The sequence below is a fragment of the Paralcaligenes sp. KSB-10 genome, assembly GCF_021266465.1.
Taxonomy (GTDB): Bacteria; Pseudomonadota; Gammaproteobacteria; order Burkholderiales; family Burkholderiaceae_B.
The window spans coordinates 4,283,671-4,298,512 of the sequence record NZ_CP089848.1; the positions used below are offsets into that span (position 1 = coordinate 4,283,671).

16 protein-coding genes and 2 pseudogenes are annotated in these 14,842 nt (G+C 57.6%); 12 read left to right on the plus strand and 6 right to left on the minus strand.

Going from position 1 to position 14,842, the window contains the following annotated elements:
• Positions 1-19 precede the first annotated feature (19 nt).
• Positions 20-682, plus strand: a complete 663-nt coding sequence (locus LSG25_RS19585) for a TetR/AcrR family transcriptional regulator (RefSeq protein WP_232742537.1) — start codon at positions 20-22, stop codon at positions 680-682.
• Positions 683-688: 6 nt separating this feature from the next.
• Here LSG25_RS19585 and LSG25_RS19590 read toward each other — a convergent pair.
• The 3 genes and pseudogenes from LSG25_RS19590 to LSG25_RS19600 form a co-directional block, all read right to left on the minus strand.
• A pseudogene (locus tag LSG25_RS19590) lies at positions 689-997 on the minus strand (DUF3363 domain-containing protein); the annotation flags it as partial.
• 236 nt (positions 998-1,233) lie between these two features.
• The gene (gene groL / locus LSG25_RS19595) at positions 1,234-2,874 is read right to left on the minus strand and encodes a chaperonin GroEL (protein ID WP_232742538.1); all 1,641 of its coding nucleotides are present in this window, start codon (positions 2,872-2,874) and stop codon (positions 1,234-1,236) included.
• Between the two features lie 28 nt (positions 2,875-2,902).
• The gene (locus tag LSG25_RS19600) at positions 2,903-3,190 is read right to left on the minus strand and encodes a co-chaperone GroES (RefSeq protein WP_232742539.1); all 288 of its coding nucleotides are present in this window, start codon (positions 3,188-3,190) and stop codon (positions 2,903-2,905) included.
• A gap of 577 nt (positions 3,191-3,767) precedes the next feature.
• Between LSG25_RS19600 and LSG25_RS19605 the strand changes: the two genes are divergently transcribed.
• The 3 genes from LSG25_RS19605 to LSG25_RS19615 all read left to right on the plus strand — a co-directional run bounded on the left by LSG25_RS19605 (position 3,768) and on the right by LSG25_RS19615 (position 6,366).
• Positions 3,768-4,562 carry an SDR family NAD(P)-dependent oxidoreductase gene (locus LSG25_RS19605; protein WP_232742540.1) on the plus strand — a complete coding sequence of 265 codons (795 nt, stop codon included), beginning with the start codon at positions 3,768-3,770 and terminating at the stop codon, positions 4,560-4,562.
• A 588-nt stretch (positions 4,563-5,150) separates the two neighbouring features.
• Positions 5,151-5,444 carry a YciI family protein gene (locus tag LSG25_RS19610; protein WP_232742541.1) on the plus strand — a complete coding sequence of 98 codons (294 nt, stop codon included), beginning with the start codon at positions 5,151-5,153 and terminating at the stop codon, positions 5,442-5,444.
• A 328-nt stretch (positions 5,445-5,772) separates the two neighbouring features.
• Entirely contained in the window at positions 5,773-6,366 is a 594-nt protein-coding gene (locus tag LSG25_RS19615) for a YdeI family protein (RefSeq protein WP_232742542.1), read from the plus strand.
• A gap of 114 nt (positions 6,367-6,480) precedes the next feature.
• Here LSG25_RS19615 and LSG25_RS19620 read toward each other — a convergent pair whose 3' ends face one another.
• Entirely contained in the window at positions 6,481-7,386 is a 906-nt protein-coding gene (locus LSG25_RS19620) for a LysR family transcriptional regulator (RefSeq protein WP_232742543.1), read from the minus strand.
• Positions 7,387-7,503: 117 nt separating this feature from the next.
• Here LSG25_RS19620 and LSG25_RS19625 point away from each other — a divergent pair, with 117 nt between their 5' ends.
• Entirely contained in the window at positions 7,504-7,926 is a 423-nt protein-coding gene (locus tag LSG25_RS19625) for a DoxX family protein (protein WP_232742544.1), read from the plus strand.
• A 45-nt stretch (positions 7,927-7,971) separates the two neighbouring features.
• Positions 7,972-8,844 (plus strand): NmrA family NAD(P)-binding protein, encoded by an 873-nt coding sequence (locus LSG25_RS19630; protein WP_232742545.1) that lies wholly within the window; start codon positions 7,972-7,974, stop codon positions 8,842-8,844.
• Between the two features lie 7 nt (positions 8,845-8,851).
• On the opposite strand, the gene LSG25_RS19635 is transcribed toward LSG25_RS19630, so the two are convergent.
• The gene (locus LSG25_RS19635; protein ID WP_232742546.1) at positions 8,852-9,790 is read right to left on the minus strand and encodes a LysR family transcriptional regulator; all 939 of its coding nucleotides are present in this window, start codon (positions 9,788-9,790) and stop codon (positions 8,852-8,854) included.
• Positions 9,791-9,951: 161 nt separating this feature from the next.
• Here LSG25_RS19635 and LSG25_RS19640 point away from each other — a divergent pair, with 161 nt between their 5' ends.
• From LSG25_RS19640 to LSG25_RS19655, 4 genes and pseudogenes are all read left to right on the plus strand, one after another.
• Complete coding sequence (locus tag LSG25_RS19640; protein WP_232742547.1) at positions 9,952-10,554, plus strand: NADPH-dependent F420 reductase; 603 nt, start codon at positions 9,952-9,954, stop codon at positions 10,552-10,554.
• A 3-nt stretch (positions 10,555-10,557) separates the two neighbouring features.
• The gene (locus LSG25_RS19645; protein WP_232742548.1) at positions 10,558-11,061 is read left to right on the plus strand and encodes an SRPBCC domain-containing protein; all 504 of its coding nucleotides are present in this window, start codon (positions 10,558-10,560) and stop codon (positions 11,059-11,061) included.
• A 166-nt stretch (positions 11,062-11,227) separates the two neighbouring features.
• On the plus strand, positions 11,228-12,022 hold the full coding sequence (locus LSG25_RS19650; protein ID WP_232742549.1) for an SDR family NAD(P)-dependent oxidoreductase: 795 nt from the start codon (positions 11,228-11,230) through the stop codon (positions 12,020-12,022).
• Between the two features lie 106 nt (positions 12,023-12,128).
• A pseudogene (locus LSG25_RS19655) lies at positions 12,129-12,272 on the plus strand (sugar O-acetyltransferase); the annotation flags it as partial.
• Positions 12,273-12,337: 65 nt separating this feature from the next.
• On the opposite strand, the gene LSG25_RS19660 reads toward LSG25_RS19655, so the two are convergent.
• Positions 12,338-13,234 (minus strand): LysR family transcriptional regulator, encoded by an 897-nt coding sequence (locus tag LSG25_RS19660; RefSeq protein ID WP_232742550.1) that lies wholly within the window; start codon positions 13,232-13,234, stop codon positions 12,338-12,340.
• A 114-nt stretch (positions 13,235-13,348) separates the two neighbouring features.
• On the opposite strand from LSG25_RS19660, the gene LSG25_RS19665 reads away from it, so the two are divergent.
• Complete coding sequence (locus LSG25_RS19665) at positions 13,349-14,242, plus strand: SDR family oxidoreductase (RefSeq protein WP_232742551.1); 894 nt, start codon at positions 13,349-13,351, stop codon at positions 14,240-14,242.
• Positions 14,243-14,252: 10 nt separating this feature from the next.
• Entirely contained in the window at positions 14,253-14,726 is a 474-nt protein-coding gene (locus LSG25_RS19670) for an AtaL-like protein (RefSeq protein ID WP_232742552.1), read from the plus strand.
• The last annotated feature ends 116 nt before the right edge of the window (positions 14,727-14,842 follow it).

The following is a 14,842-nucleotide window of genomic DNA, read 5'->3' on the forward strand; positions in this document are numbered from 1 at the left end:
ATAAAACTAAAATGGAGGCATGTCTACTATCGAGCCCACCCGAGTGTCGCGAGGGCGTCCGCGTAGCGTCTCTGCGGACTCTCATGTTGTGATCCTGAATGCCGTTTTCGAACTGCTGCAGGAGACTTCAGTTCGCGACCTGACCATGGAAGCGATTGCCAAACGTGCCAAAGTCGGCAAGCCAACTCTCTACAAGTGGTGGCCATCTAAGGCAGCACTCGTGTTTGCTGTATTCCATGAGCGGGTCGCAGTGGTGTCGAAAATCCCGAAGTCCGCGACCGCTGAACACGCTATTCGCACGAAAGTCCGTCGTCTCATCCATGAATTCAATGGCTTGTTCGGCAAGGTCATTGCCGACTTGATTGCCGAGGGTCAAAGCGAACCGGAAATCCTGAGCGAACTGGTGGAGCAACATATCAATGCTCGCAGAACTGCAACTGCGGCGGATATCGAGGAGGGGAAGCAGAAAGGAGAGTTTGACGAGTCGGTCGATGCCCAGTTGTTGATCGATGCTATCTTTGGCCCTCTATATTTCAGACATCTACTGCGCCACGCTCCGCTGACGCAAGTCTATGGGGATGAACTCGTTACCCAAGTACTCAAAGGCGTGCGCCCCGCTGGCAGTTCCCCCCGCGCGTCAACGCGAACGAAGAGGGGCAAAGAAGTATCCTCGCGAAGCTAGTGCGTTCTGTACCAATCCTTGTTCGATCAAGAAACCCGACCGCTGCCGCAGTGCCTCGCGCGCGTCACCGCCGAAGTCGTTGTCGGCGATGCTGCTGGTGCCGCCGATCAATTGCTGCTCCAACCAGATCGCGCCGATCACGCGTGTCTGGCGCTCGATAGGAAAGTGCGAACGCAGCTCCATCGACACGCCATCCAGCCGCTGTATATTGTATTACCGACCTTGCTCAGGCAGGTTCGCTGGCACGCGCCAGACTCTCTCGGCGATGTTCTTGTCGGCTGCCCGGACTTCGGCTGAACCGCGTGCTTCAACTATGGTGACCCAATTTCCAGGTGCTGCGTGGGAGTCACGCGGCTGGAAAGTGGATCGGCTTGTGGAAAGCACCGGGGTATGGTGAATCCACTTGATCCCTAAGGTAACTCGCTGTGACGAGCCTCAGCGTAGACCAGCCAAATTTGGTGCTGGCGTCAGCATGAAAAAAAATCCCGGCCAGAGACCGGGATTTTTTCGAGACAGGCGCCGGCCCGAAGGCCGGCAGACCGCAAAGGCGCTTAGAAGCCGCCCATGCCGCCCATTCCACCCATGTCAGGCATAGCCGGACCGGCAGGCTTGTCTTCCACGATTTCGGCCACAGCGGCTTCAGTCGTGAGCAACAGGCTGGCCACCGAGGCGGCGTTTTGCAGAGCCGTGCGGGTAACCTTGGTAGGATCCAGCACGCCTTGCTCAACCAGGTCGCCGTATTCGCCGGTGGCAGCGTTGTAACCGTAGTTACCCTTGCCATTGGCGACATTGTTGACCACAACGCTGGGCTCGTCGCCGGCATTGGCCACGATAGTGCGCAAAGGAGCTTCAACGGCGCGCAGAATCAGCTTGATGCCTGCTTCCTGATCGACGTTGTCGCCCTTGACCTTGGCAATGGCGGCCTTGGCACGAATCAGCGCAACGCCGCCGCCAGGAACAATGCCTTCTTCCACTGCGGCGCGAGTGGCATGCAGAGCATCTTCCACGCGGGCTTTCTTCTCTTTCATTTCGATTTCGGTCGCGGCACCGACACGAATCACCGCAACACCGCCAGCCAGTTTGGCCACGCGTTCTTGCAGTTTTTCGCGATCGTAGTCGGACGTTGCTTCTTCGATCTGAACGCGTACTTGCTTGACGCGAGCTTCGATCGATTTGCTGTCGCCAGCGCCATCGATGATCGTGGTGTTTTCTTTAGCCACTTCGATGCGCTTGGCCTGACCCAGATCGGTCAGGGCGGCTTTCTCGAGCGACATGCCGGTTTCTTCCGAAATCACAACGCCGCCGGTCAGGATGGCGATATCTTCCAGCATGGCCTTGCGACGGTCGCCGAAGCCAGGAGCCTTGACAGCCGTGGTCTTCAGAATGCCGCGAATGTTGTTGACCACCAGAGTAGCCAGGGCTTCGCCTTCGACGTCTTCGGCAATGATCAGCAAAGGACGGCTGGATTTTGCAACTTGCTCGAGAATCGGCAAGAGGTCGCGGATGTTGCTGATTTTCTTGTCGAAAATCAAGACATACGGATCTTCCAGAACCGACACTTGCTTGTCGGGATTGTTGATGAAGTAGGGCGACAGATAGCCGCGGTCGAATTGCATGCCTTCGACGACGTCCAGTTCATTTTCCAGCGATTTGCCGTCTTCGACGGTGATCACGCCTTCTTTGCCCACTTTGTCCATGGCATTGGCAATGATTTCGCCAATCGAGCTGTCGCTGTTGGCCGAGATCGAACCGACCTGGGCGATTTCCTTGCTGGTGGTGCAAGGCTTGGACAGTTTCTTCAACTCTTCGACGGCAACGGCAACAGCTTTGTCGATACCGCGCTTGAGGTCCATGGGGTTGATGCCGGCGGCCACGTATTTCAGGCCTTCTTCGACGATCGACTGAGCCAGCACGGTAGCGGTGGTGGTGCCATCGCCCGCGTTGTCGGACGTTTTGGAGGCAACTTCTTTAACCAGTTGTGCACCGATGTTTTCGAATTTGTCTTTCAGTTCGATTTCTTTGGCAACCGAAACACCGTCTTTGGTCACGGTGGGGGCGCCGAAAGAGCGCTCCAGAACCACGTTGCGGCCTTTAGGGCCCAAAGTCGTTTTCACGGCATTGGCGAGAATGTTCACGCCACGGACGATGCGCACGCGAGCGTCATCGCCAAATAGTACTTGCTTAGCAGCCATTATTAAATTCCTTGCTTGATTCGGATGATTACTGGATTACGGCGAGGACTTCTTCCTCGCGAATAACGAGCAGCTCTTCGCCGTCAACCTTGACTGCCTGGCCGGCATATTTGCCGAACAGAATCTTGTCGCCGGCCTTCAGATCAACCGGCAGCACTTTGCCGTCTTCGGTTCTTTTGCCAGGACCTACAGCGATGACTTCGCCTTGATCGGGTTTTTCAGCGGCGCTTTCGGGAATTACAATGCCCGACGCAGTGGTGCGCTCGTTGTCCAGACGCTTGACGATCACGCGATCGTTCAAAGGACGCAGTGCCATGGAGGAACTCCTGTTCAGTAAAAAAATGGAAATATTAGGGTAGGGGGTCAATTGTTAGCACTCAACCCCTTCGAGTGCTAATTATAGGGATGAATTGAATTTGTTCAAGTGGGGGGGAAGGGTTTGTTACATTTTTGATGTCGAATGTCGAACACCACTTGTAGACGTTCGCGAAGATAAGATCAACGCCCATCAATGAACGTTGATCGCTTGCGATATTGCCGGATCAACGATAGCTACTGTGCCAAGGAACCCCAATGAACAGGAGCTATGAGGTCATCTGTGTGGCCGGTCCGGGCAAAAGGCCGTCTTTGGAAGTCATACATCGCGCTCTGATGAGTTCCGCTATCGCACCAGCCCCCTGTTTCCAAGGAGCGTAAGATGCCACCTTAAGGCTTAATCAAAATGAAGCAAGAACTTGCACTTCGCCAGATACAATTGCCTCCCACGGTCTGGAGAACAGACGTGTCGCGCTTGTAACGGGTATTGGGGCGGCTATGGGTTTAGCTGCCTTGCTTTGAATTGCGGCGCAAATCCTGACTATCTCCAACTGCCTTAAATATCTTCAAAACTTAATATGACAATTCCCAACTCCTCTCTACCGGTCAGTGTCGTAACTGGCGCCGCACGCGGCATCGGGCTCGCAACCATTCGATGGTTTCTGGCTCACGGCCACCAAGTGGTTATGCTCGACATTGATGCCGAGGAACTCTCAAAAGCCGCACTCGAGTATCAAGGTGACAAGCGCGTACTTGCGCTGCCCTGTGACGTGTCGAACCCCGAGCAAGTGCAAGAGACCATGGCGCGGATCGAGGCGCACTTTGGCCGCATCGATGCGCTGGTGAACAATGCCGGCGTTGCTGTGTTCAAGACGTTAGGCACGACCTCGTTCGAAGAGTGGCGCTACGTGATGGCGACAAATCTGGATGGCGCCTTCCTCTGCTCGCAAGCCTGCGTACCCGTGATGTTAAAGAACGGCGGCGGTTCAATCGTCAACATCGCGTCGATCTCGGGATTGCGCGCCAGCACCTTGCGCGTTGCCTATGGCACCAGTAAGGCCGCGCTCATCCACCTTACGCGTCAACAGGCGGTTGAATTCGGAACCATGGGAATCCGGGTCAACGCAATCGCGCCAGGGCCTGTCGAAACCGAAATGGCCAAGCAAGTCCATTCGGCAGCAATCCGGGCCGACTATTACGACAGTATTCCGCTCGGTCGCTATGGCACTATGGAAGAAATTGCGTCGGCGGTCGGTTTTTTGTGCACACCGGGCGCCAGCTATGTGAATGGCCAAGTGCTCGCCGTCGACGGCGGATTCGATGCAGCGGGCGTCGGGTTGCCGACTCTACGCCGTGAGGCCGGTGGACGCTAAATGCTTTGAAGTCTTCCTTAGGCCACTCACCAGTCACGCCGTGACACTGTGGCCTAAGGAGGCGCTCGATCAAGCTGCGCAGCGCTCCTGAGCTTGAACGTAATACAACGGCCATCAACGTCCGCTTCTGGCCGAGGCTGTGTGAAAACTCCATCGTGAACAGGCTGACTTGAGACGCGACCTCTCAGATCGACCCATTCCCGATTATCGGGTAATCGGGAATGGTTTTGCTACTCCCGAAAATGGGGCTTTTTCGAGTTTTCACACAGCCTCGGCCAGAAGCAGACATTAGACTCGAAAGTCGCCGTCTGCGGCGATTCCCTCCCAAGTCCAAACGCCCACCGACCGTCCTTCGGCATGACGCCGCGGTCATATAGAAAAAAGGAAAAATGCCACACTGCGTGAGCAGCCACCCTACGTCAGGTAGACAGCGCTCGGTAGCGACTCAATGCAAGAGTTAACCCGACGACCTATATTTCCCGACCCCGGACAAAGCGATTTAACTATTTTTTCGGCTAATATTTGCAGTCGTTCCTTGCTGCCTACCGATATGGTCATCAGGCCAACGAACCTTTACGAGGTGACGTAATGTTGTTTGCAGTTCGTTTCTACGACAGGCCTAAGCGGCCTGAGGTGCGAAAGAGCTTCTTAAATGCACACCTTGAATGGCTTCGCGTTCACAGTGACGTAATTCTTATCGGCGGCTCTCTGCGGCTGGATCCAGAATCTGATGCCATAGGGGCGTTATGGATCGTTCACTGCGACAGTAAAAGTGTTATTGAAGATCTGCTTCGCACAGATCCCTTCTGGATACACGGGCTGCGGGAAAGATATGAAATCCACTCTTGGCACAAGGCGTTCCCTGAGCAAACCGCCATTTGAAATAAACGGGAGCAACCGTAAAGGCTTGAGCTGACACATTGATGATAGGCTTCAATCGGCTAGGAGCGGCCGGTCATGCTTTAGCCTCGAAGCAGCCATTCGCGCTGACGCTCCCGCGAACTTGGTCGAGAAGGCGCGGTGCCTAAATCGGTGGATTAACGTTTTCATCAGACGTGTTATTCGTGTACAAATATACAATGCATAGTGCCTGAACACAGCATGCATGCGGGCCATGACTTGTCACCGATGTGCTACCTTTGGAGGCCATGGCTGATATTTTTTTGTATGTAACAAGTCGGGCGCTCACCTAATTCAGAACGGGTCGAGAATGAAATCTCCAACCAAGTCCCCTACAGCCCTGTCTATTCATCACTTTGAGCAGCAACAAGACTGGACTACCTGGCTGACAGAAAACCATAACCTATCGTCTGGCGTGTGGTTGAAACTTGCAAAGAAGGGAGCCGATACACGGTCAGTTTCATACGACGAAGCCGTTGAAATTGCCCTTTGCTTTGGATGGATAGATGGACAAAAGCAAGCCCACAGCGAGCAATTCTGGCTCCAGAAATTTACTCGACGTTCAGACAAAAGCATTTGGTCCAAGATCAATAAGGAGAAAGCGCTTGCCTTGGTCAAAGCAGGAGCCATGAAACCAGCCGGACTTAAAGAAATTGAGCGCGCGAAGATCGACGGGCGCTGGGACGCTGCGTATGACTCGGCCAGCAAGGCAACTGTACCAAGTGATTTTCAGTCCGCGCTAGATAGCAATGCGCGAGCGAAGGACTTCTTTGGAACGCTCGACAGTCGGAATCGATACGCCGTTCTGTTCAGGATACAAACCGCCAAGAAGGCTGAAACGCGCGCCAAGCGAATTTCACAGTTCGTGCAAATGCTGGAACGACATGAAAAGGTACATCCGTAACCAATTCGAGTAGCGCCAGAAAGCCGCCAAGATTGAAATGATTTACCTATGCAACGACAACTTCGGAGCAGTCAATTTTTAGGGCACTCTCGATCAACGTTTATCCACCACGCCTCATTCCAGATACGGCATCAGCACAACTTCGATCCATTTCATGAATGCGCGTACTCGGCGCGACAGATTGCTCCGATGTGCTACGACGAGGGACACGGCGAGCGCCCGGCGACGAAAATCGGGCATAACCTCCACAAGTGCTCCACTCTCTAAGTATTGGCCAATCCCCAAGAGTGGCGCCTGAATCAGGCCAAGGCCGGCGAGGGCAGCGGCTTCGTAGGTCTGCGCGCTGTTGACGTGCAGCTTACCTGGCAACTGAAGCGTCGAGTAGCTATCGCCGTCCGGATATTCCCATCCATAGGGTCTTGCGCCCAGCATCGTCGAAAAATGAATTGCCCGATGCTCCTGACGCTGGAGATCTTCGAGCGATCGAGGGACGCCATGGCGCGCCAGATAGGCGGGGCTGGCAGCGTTGACCATGCGCAGCAAACCCAGCGGGCGGGCAATCAGCGTCTCGTCCCTTATGGGTCCAAGCCGCAATACACAGTCGAACCCCTCTTGAACCAGATCGACTTGCCGATCCGTACTCGACACTTCCAGCTCCAACTCGGGATGAGTCGCCATGAACTCCGGCAATGCCGGCACGATCGTTGTGCGCGCCACCTCGGTCGGAAGATCGACTCGTAAACGCCCGCGAAGTGCCACGCGATCGCCTGCGAACATCGAGTGTAGGTCATCGACTTCAGCAAGCAGATCACGGGCACGCGCATGAAATGCGCGTCCGTCCTCCGTCAGCTGCACGCTGCGCGTCGTCCGGTGCAGGAGTCTGACACCGATATCTTCTTCCAGCTTCCGGACCGCCATTGAGGCCCTTCCCTTCTGAATGCCCAAGCTATCGGCTGCGTGGGTGAAGCTCCCCATGTCCGCTACCGTTATGAAAATGAGGATGGGTTCGAGATTTTGCATTTCGTGCCTCGGTATTGTTCCCCGCAGAGAGAACAGTAAGTTCAGTTTTTCGGTGTTTATCATACCTAAGAGACACAGTAAGCTTCGAAATTAGATAACCCAATCGGAGAACGGCAAATGTCCAAAACCATGAACCCGCATCAAGTGCCTCAAGCCATGACCTTGCATCGCAGGCTGTGGGCCGGCCGGATAATGAGCGCGATTGTCGTTATCGCTCTGGTGGCAGACGGGACTATTCAGCTTTTCGCGCCAGCACAGATCGCGAGCATGTTGCAGGAAACTGGGTTCGCGATGGACCTGACCCGTGTCGTGGGCCCGATCCTACTCGCCTGCGCCATGCTTTACGCCATTCCAGCCACCTCCGTCCTCGGCGCGATCCTCGTGACAGGTTTTCTGGGAGGTGCCATCTGCGCCCATGTCCGCATTGGTGAGTTGGGGTCGCCGCCGGAAATCATTTCGCTGCTTCTGGGTGCGATGACATGGGGCGGCCTTTACGCGCGTGATCCCCGTATCCGGGCCATTCTGCCGCTCATCCGTTAAACCAACCGGGGCAGTGCTCTGCCCCTCAATATCAGGAGAAAACACATGTTTTTAGTAATGGGAATCACGGGAAAAGTGGGCGGCGCAACGGCAGCACATCTGCTGGCGCACGGCAAGGAAGTACGCGCGCTGGTCCGCAATCGCGAGAAGGCGGCTAACTGGGCGAATCAGGGCGTGGAACTGGTAGACGGCGATTGGAATGATTCGGCAGCCATCGAGCAAGCGCTCAAAGGCGTCGAAGGCGCGTTCGTCATGTTGCCGGCTGTCTGGGCGCCCTCGCCCGATTACAAAGAAGCCAAGAGCGTGATTGCAAACTATGTCGAGGCGCTCGCCAAGGCAGCGCCGCCGCGAGTGGTTGCGCTTTCGTCGATGGGTGCGAACAGGACCAGCGGGCTCGGGATGATCACAGCCCTGTCGCTTCTGGAGCAAGGATTTCGGAACCTGAAATCGCCGGTCGCCTATGTGCGCGCCGGCGGGTTTTTCGAAAACTTTCTCTACGGTTTGCAGGTTGCCCAGGGTGGCACACTCCCCGTCTACTACAACCCGACAAACCGGAAATCAGCCATGGTCGCGACCAATGATATCGGCGCCGAGGTCGCAGCACTTCTGACCGGGCCGGCATGGTTGGGGCATCGGGTCATTGAGCTCGGTTCGATGGTCAGCGCGGATGAAGTAGCGACACAATTGGGCGAAGTCTTGAAGGTCGACGTCAAAGCTTTTGCCATCCCGCGGGCCGGGTGGCCGGCAGCATTCGAGCAGGTCGGCATTCCGAAGGGCCACACCGGACCTGCCGAAGACATGTTTGAGGCCGTCAACGCAGGATGGATGAACCTCGGGGTCGAGGGTACGGAGCACGTCCCGGGCACGACGTCCGCCCGCGATGTCTTCGCGGCGGCCCAGAAGGCCGCTGCAGCGTAGGTCCGCGCTACACGCCCAACCGCGATGACGGCACCTGAACGACATCGTCTTGCTCCCACAAGGTCTTCAGATGGTCAACGAACCATTTGCCTGCGGGTCCAGGCGGTTGCGAAGGCCGGTGAAATGCAGACATCGTCAGCATGAAACCTGTGCGCGGCATTTCATCCACATCCAGAACGACCAACGTGCCTGCAGCGATGTCTTTCTCGACCATGTGCAAGGGCATCCCTCCCCATCCCACGCAGTCTTTGAGAAACGCATATTTGGTCGACAAGTCCGCCAGACGCCAAGTCGACGGCGATGCGACACCGAAGTCCCGACCGGTCGTGAGGTCGGACCTGTCGGTGAGCACAAGTTGTACATGTTTCGCCAGCTCACGCCGTGGTATCCGATGGCTAAAGTTCGCGAGTGGGTGACATGCTGAAGCGACCGCGACCAACGGCAATTCGCCCAGTCGCTCGCTCACCAGTGACGGAAATGTCTGGGGCAACGGAGTCAGTATGCCGAGGCTGCATCGGCCGTCCAGAACGGGCAGATAGGCGGCGCCCAAGCCCTCCACAAAGAGGCGCAGTGGCGTCAACGGAAACTGGCGCGCAAACGCTTTCGCGACGGCGCTGACAACGGTGGTCGGAAAGAACACATCGACTACCACGGAGAGTTCAGCCTCCACGCCTGAATTCATGAGCTTGGCACGAGCCTTCAGCGTGTCCACCCCTGACACGATGTTTCGAGCGTCTGCGAGCAACAGCACGCCCTCCGGCGTGAGCTTCGGGAACCGACCCGAGCGGTCAAACAGCTTGACCCCGATTTGGTCTTCCAGTCCCCCGACCCAGCCGCTCACCGCCGATTGAACGCGGTTGAGCTTTCGAGCTGCGGCCGAAAAACTGCCTTCATCGACGGCGGCAATGAAGGTTCTGAGCTGGTCCAGAGAGACGCCATCGAGCATTCACGTGTCCTACCATCTCAAAAATAGATGGATTACATCTCAATATACTATCTTTTCAAAATACATGTCGACCGCCATCATTCGAACAGTGAAGGGCAATCTGACGTGAACTAATCCACGATGGCCCCGAAATTCATAAACGTTCATTCAAGGAATTCAACATGACTTATTCCATTATCGGAACCGGCAACGTCGGTAAAGCCCTAGCCCGGCAATTCGCCCGTAGCGGCATCTCGGTCGGCGTCGCGAACACTCGCGGCCCAGACTCCATCGCGTCGATGGTCGAAGAGCTTGGCGATAAGGTCGTTCCCCTGGCACTGCAGGAGGCACTCAAGGCCGACGTGATCATCCTGGTGGTTCCATTCTGGGCGCACCGAGACGTTGCCAAGGCCGCCACGACGTGGCAGGGCAAAGTCGTCATTGATGTCACCAATGCTTATGGTGTGCCGCTGTCCGACCTCGACAACCTGCCTTCCTCAGCAATCGTCGCCAAAGCGCTGCCTGGCGCGCACCTCGTGAAGGCATTCAACCATCTGCCCGCAGGTGTGCTCGCACAGGATCCTGCCACCGCCGGAGGCCGTCGGGTGATCTTTCTGTCGGGTGACGACGAAGACGCGACCGCGACGGTCGCCGCCCTGGTCGAGAAGCTCGGCTACGCGCCGATCAGTCTGGGCAAGATTGCGGAAGGGGGTCAGCTCGTGCAGGCCCGGGACAAGAACTGGGCGCCGCTAATTTTTCAAGACCTATTCAAGAAAGAGAAGTGAACGATGTACGACCACGTAATCTGGCCCGAGCGGTTTGATCCGAAGACGTCGGCCATCTACGCGCTTAACGACATTGACGTGAAGGCGCCGCCTGAAGTTGTGTGGAAGCTGCTCGTCGACGCGGAGAATTGGTCGAGCTACTTTCCTGCCGAAGATCAGGTCAAGATCCTGACCGGTGAGAAGGAATTGGCGCTCGGCACGAAATACAGCCGAGTGACGGTTGGCTTTCCGATGAGCCTTGTCGTGACCGAGTACGTGCCAAACCAAAGGCTCGCGTGGGCTACGACAGTCGACGGCGACGAGACCGGTTCGAGCGCCTACCACGGCTGGGTCATCACTCCTACTGACCAAGGTTGTCACGTACTGACGGAGGAGACGCAACAAGGTCCCTGGTTTCTCGACGTGCTCGGACACAAGCATCCCGGTGGACTTTACCGCTATCACCAGGAATGGGTCGAATGTCTTGCCCGCGCAGCGGAGGCGGCAGCAGCAAAGAAAGCAGGTTGACGCATTTGTCCGGAAGCCTGGGCACGCCGCTCAGGCTTCAGCGCTTTCGGCGGAAGGGCGCTGAACTCGCATCTGCGCGAGCGAGATTGGATCTGGGGCGGAACGCGCTTCCAGCCCGGATCAGCGGATGGATCACTTAACTCACACACTATTGGAAAAGAACAGCATGAAGATCGAACTTAAAGGCCGCAAGGCCATCGTTACCGGATCGACGGCAGGCATTGGCCGTGCGATCGCCGAAGGGCTCGCACGCGCCGGCGCATCGGTCGTCATCAATGGGCGCGGAGAACAGCGGGTCGCAGCAGCGTTGCAAGAGCTGCGTGCGCTGTTGCCCGAGGCGGACTTTACGGGCGTGGTCGCCGACCTCTCAACGACGGAGGGATCAGCAGCCCTCGTGGCTCAGGTGAAGGATGCCGACATTCTCGTCAACAACCTCGGCACGGCCCACCTCAACGGCTTCTTTGAGCAGAAGGACAGCGAGTGGCTTGACCTGTTCCAACTCAATGTCATGAGTGGCGTGCGCGCCGCACGGCACTACGTGCCCGGGATGGTCAAGCGCGGCTGGGGACGGGTCGTTTTCATCAGCAGCGAGTCTGGGGTAGCGATTCCCAAGGAGATGATCGACTATGGCATGACAAAGACCGCACAGCTCGCCGTATCGAGGGGGCTTGCAGAGCTGGTCGGTGGGACTGGCGTCACCGTCAACGCGGTTTTGCCCGGGCCGACCCGATCCGAGATCCTGGGCAACTGGATGAAGGCCACCGCTGGGGAGCAGGGCATCACGCAGGAGGAAGCGGAGCAAAACTTCCTTAAGACGATGCGCCCGACGACGCTGATCAACCGGTTCACGACGACCGAGGAAGTCGCAAACATGGTGATTTACGTCTGCTCGGAACAGGCTTCCGGTACGAGCGGCGCCGCACTGCGCGTCGACGGCGGCGTCATTCGCTCGATCCCCTGAGCTTCGCGATCTGCGCACCGACGGAACGGTCAGCCGGCAGTCCCCAACAACCAAGGGGAAAAAGTATGTTTGAAACAATCAAATGGCCGGCAGATATGGTGCCCAGCCCTTTGAGCCTTCGCAGCGTCGCTCCGCCACAATCGGCAGACCCATTATGACCGGGAGAAACGTTTGGATCGCTGCCGGTGCAACGATTATCGGCGGGGTGACGGTAGGTGAAAACTCGGTCGTAGCTGCGGTGGGCTCCGTGGCGGGCCTTCGTCGAGCTCATCCTTAACAACGCGCAGTGACCGCTATTTCCTACTTGAAATGCCCTCATATTCGGTCGATATAGGCCGCCAGCTCGTCCGGCGTTCCTTTCGGAAAGGCGCCTTTCAGATAATCGAGAAAGGCGGATACGCGCGCGCTCAGCAGCCGTCGCGTGGGATACAGCGCCCACACGGCGATCTCGGGTGCGTCCACGTCGCCCCAATGGGCCAAGCGGCCGGCCTCCAGGTCGTGGCTGACCATCGACACTGGAAGGCAAGCGGCACCGACCCCAGCCCGAACAGCATCACGGACCATGACGAGTGACGCCAGGCGCAGTACCGGATCGATCGCTATGACGGCCCTGCCCCCCGCGTTCTTCATGGCCCAGACCCCGACGCGGTCGCCCGCGCCGCGCACCACGGTCGGGACAGGCGTGTCGTCCACTTGCTGCGGCAGGTCCGGGTGGGCCACGACGACGAGCCGGTCACGGAGAAAAATGCGGCCGATCAGACTTTCATCCGGATCTGGATTGACCCGGATCACCAAGTCGTAACCTTCCTCGACCATCTCCACGGGCCGGTCTTCCGTCGTGATCTCGAGTCGGACTTCCGGGTGGAGAAGCGCGAATCCGGCGGCCAGCTTGCCCATCGCCGTCTGCGAAAATAGCAGCGGCGCGCTGATGCGCAGTCTGCCACGGACGCTGGCACCGTGTGACACGAGGGCAATTGCCGTCTCGTCGATTTCAGTGAGCAGTACGCTCGTGCGATCGTACAGGGCTTGTCCCTCTTGGGTGAGCTTGAGAGCGCGCGCGCCCCGTTCGAGCAGGCGTACGCCCAGGTTGCCCTCCAGGTTCACGACGTGGCGCGACAGCGTCGCTTTCGGACGACCGGTGGCGCGCGCGGCGCGCCCAAATCCCCCATGACGGGCGACTAAGTTGAAATCGGAAAGGGCAAGAAGGTCCATGTGTTTCACCAGTGAGACAGTGCGTCTAACTATACCGTCTATCGGTACGCTCGTGGGATGTCTATCATGCAAAGCGTCAACCGACGCTTTTCAACCCGACCTGGAGTAAACATCATGACCATTCTCGTAACCGGTGCAACTGGCAATATTGGCCGCAAGGTAGTCGAACAACTTGTCAAACGCGGCACCAAAGTGCGCGCCCTCGTCCGCAAGCCTGCGAACGCCAGCTTCCCGGCCGGCGTCGACGTCGTGCAGGGCGACCTGCTTGATGTCGGCTCCTTGCGCGCTGCTTTCGCCGGCGTGTCAACACTGTTCCTGCTCAATGCCGTTGTGCCCGATGAATTTACCCAGGCGCTGGTCGCGCTCAACGTCGCCCGCCAGGCGGGTATCGAGCGAGTCGTCTACCTGTCCGTGATCCACAGCGATGTCTACGTCAACGTGCCCCACTTCGCAGGCAAGTTCGGCGTCGAGCGCATGATCGAGCAAATGGGATTTTCCGCCACCATTTTGCGCCCGGCCTATTTCATGGACAACGACCTGACAATCAAGGACGTGGTGCTCGGGTACGGCACCTACCCGATGCCGATCGGCGGCAAGGGATTGGCTATGATCGATGGGCGCGATATCGGCGAGATCGCGGCGATTGAGCTGATTCATCGTCAGTCCGCCACCAGGCCCATTCCGCTCGAGCGCATCAATCTGGTCGGTCCAGATACACTCACCGGCGCGGACGTGGCCGCCATCTGGACGGATGTGTTGAAACGTCCAATCGTCTATGGCGGCGACGACACGGCTGGGTTCGAAAAAAATCTGCGCCAGTTCATGCCGAGCTGGATGGCATATGACATGCGCCTGATGAGCGAGCGCTTTCTCAGCGACGGCATGGTCCCCCAAGCCGGCGACATCGCGCGCCTGACCGCACTGCTAGGGCGGCCCCTGCGATCCTACCGGGACTTCGCCACCGAAATCGCGGCTTCTGCCTGCCCCCCCAACCAAGCCCGACAATAAGGACTTTATCATGATCTATTCGACTGCAACTGTCCCGGTCAATCCGACCGGCGCAACCCCGCTCACCCGGTCCCAGGCATGGAAGGGCCTCGTGCTCAAGGCCCGCGATGCCCGTCTGTTCCTGCCGCCCAACCTTTGCACCGGCTGCGAGGTGGTGGAGGACAGTACGACCCACATCGTGCGCGAGGCCACGATCAGTGGGAATTACCTGCGCGAAATCATCAGCTTCGACCCGGAGGAAAAAGTCTCGTTCTTCCAGGCTAGCGGCCCACGTGAAGGCGTGATCGTCAACGAACTGTTCGAAAATGCCGCCGGCGCGCTCCAGCTCAGGTTTTATTGCTATATCGGGCTGCGCGGCAAGACACCGGGCGGCGCCGATGAACAGGCCGAACAAGCGTGGATGGACAGTGATAAAGGCTACAAGAGCGCGCTGCTGTCGACACTGAAGCGGACGCGCGAACTGCTTGCAGAAGGCAGGCTCTGATCGTAGTTGCGATACCCGTGCGGTGGCGGAGTGCTGCCGCACCCTTGCGTTGGAGGAGTGCCTGCCTGGGAAATGGAGATTGCGGAAGGTCCGCAATTGGCTGGACAGCGACGATC

What these genes read in the sequence shown, in the direction of transcription:
- LSG25_RS19585 (WP_232742537.1), top strand. Translation starts at nt 20, where the DNA reads ATGTCTACTATCGAGCCCACCCGAGTGTCGCGAGGGCGTCCGCGTAGC.
- groL (WP_232742538.1), bottom strand. Translation starts at nt 2,874, where the DNA reads ATGGCTGCTAAGCAAGTACTATTTGGCGATGACGCTCGCGTGCGCATC.
- LSG25_RS19600 (WP_232742539.1), bottom strand. Translation starts at nt 3,190, where the DNA reads ATGGCACTGCGTCCTTTGAACGATCGCGTGATCGTCAAGCGTCTGGAC.
- LSG25_RS19605 (WP_232742540.1), top strand. Translation starts at nt 3,768, where the DNA reads ATGACAATTCCCAACTCCTCTCTACCGGTCAGTGTCGTAACTGGCGCC.
- LSG25_RS19610 (WP_232742541.1), top strand. Translation starts at nt 5,151, where the DNA reads ATGTTGTTTGCAGTTCGTTTCTACGACAGGCCTAAGCGGCCTGAGGTG.
- LSG25_RS19615 (WP_232742542.1), top strand. Translation starts at nt 5,773, where the DNA reads ATGAAATCTCCAACCAAGTCCCCTACAGCCCTGTCTATTCATCACTTT.
- LSG25_RS19620 (WP_232742543.1), bottom strand. Translation starts at nt 7,386, where the DNA reads ATGCAAAATCTCGAACCCATCCTCATTTTCATAACGGTAGCGGACATG.
- LSG25_RS19625 (WP_232742544.1), top strand. Translation starts at nt 7,504, where the DNA reads ATGTCCAAAACCATGAACCCGCATCAAGTGCCTCAAGCCATGACCTTG.
- LSG25_RS19630 (WP_232742545.1), top strand. Translation starts at nt 7,972, where the DNA reads ATGTTTTTAGTAATGGGAATCACGGGAAAAGTGGGCGGCGCAACGGCA.
- LSG25_RS19635 (WP_232742546.1), bottom strand. Translation starts at nt 9,790, where the DNA reads ATGCTCGATGGCGTCTCTCTGGACCAGCTCAGAACCTTCATTGCCGCC.
- LSG25_RS19640 (WP_232742547.1), top strand. Translation starts at nt 9,952, where the DNA reads ATGACTTATTCCATTATCGGAACCGGCAACGTCGGTAAAGCCCTAGCC.
- LSG25_RS19645 (WP_232742548.1), top strand. Translation starts at nt 10,558, where the DNA reads ATGTACGACCACGTAATCTGGCCCGAGCGGTTTGATCCGAAGACGTCG.
- LSG25_RS19650 (WP_232742549.1), top strand. Translation starts at nt 11,228, where the DNA reads ATGAAGATCGAACTTAAAGGCCGCAAGGCCATCGTTACCGGATCGACG.
- LSG25_RS19660 (WP_232742550.1), bottom strand. Translation starts at nt 13,234, where the DNA reads ATGGACCTTCTTGCCCTTTCCGATTTCAACTTAGTCGCCCGTCATGGG.
- LSG25_RS19665 (WP_232742551.1), top strand. Translation starts at nt 13,349, where the DNA reads ATGACCATTCTCGTAACCGGTGCAACTGGCAATATTGGCCGCAAGGTA.
- LSG25_RS19670 (WP_232742552.1), top strand. Translation starts at nt 14,253, where the DNA reads ATGATCTATTCGACTGCAACTGTCCCGGTCAATCCGACCGGCGCAACC.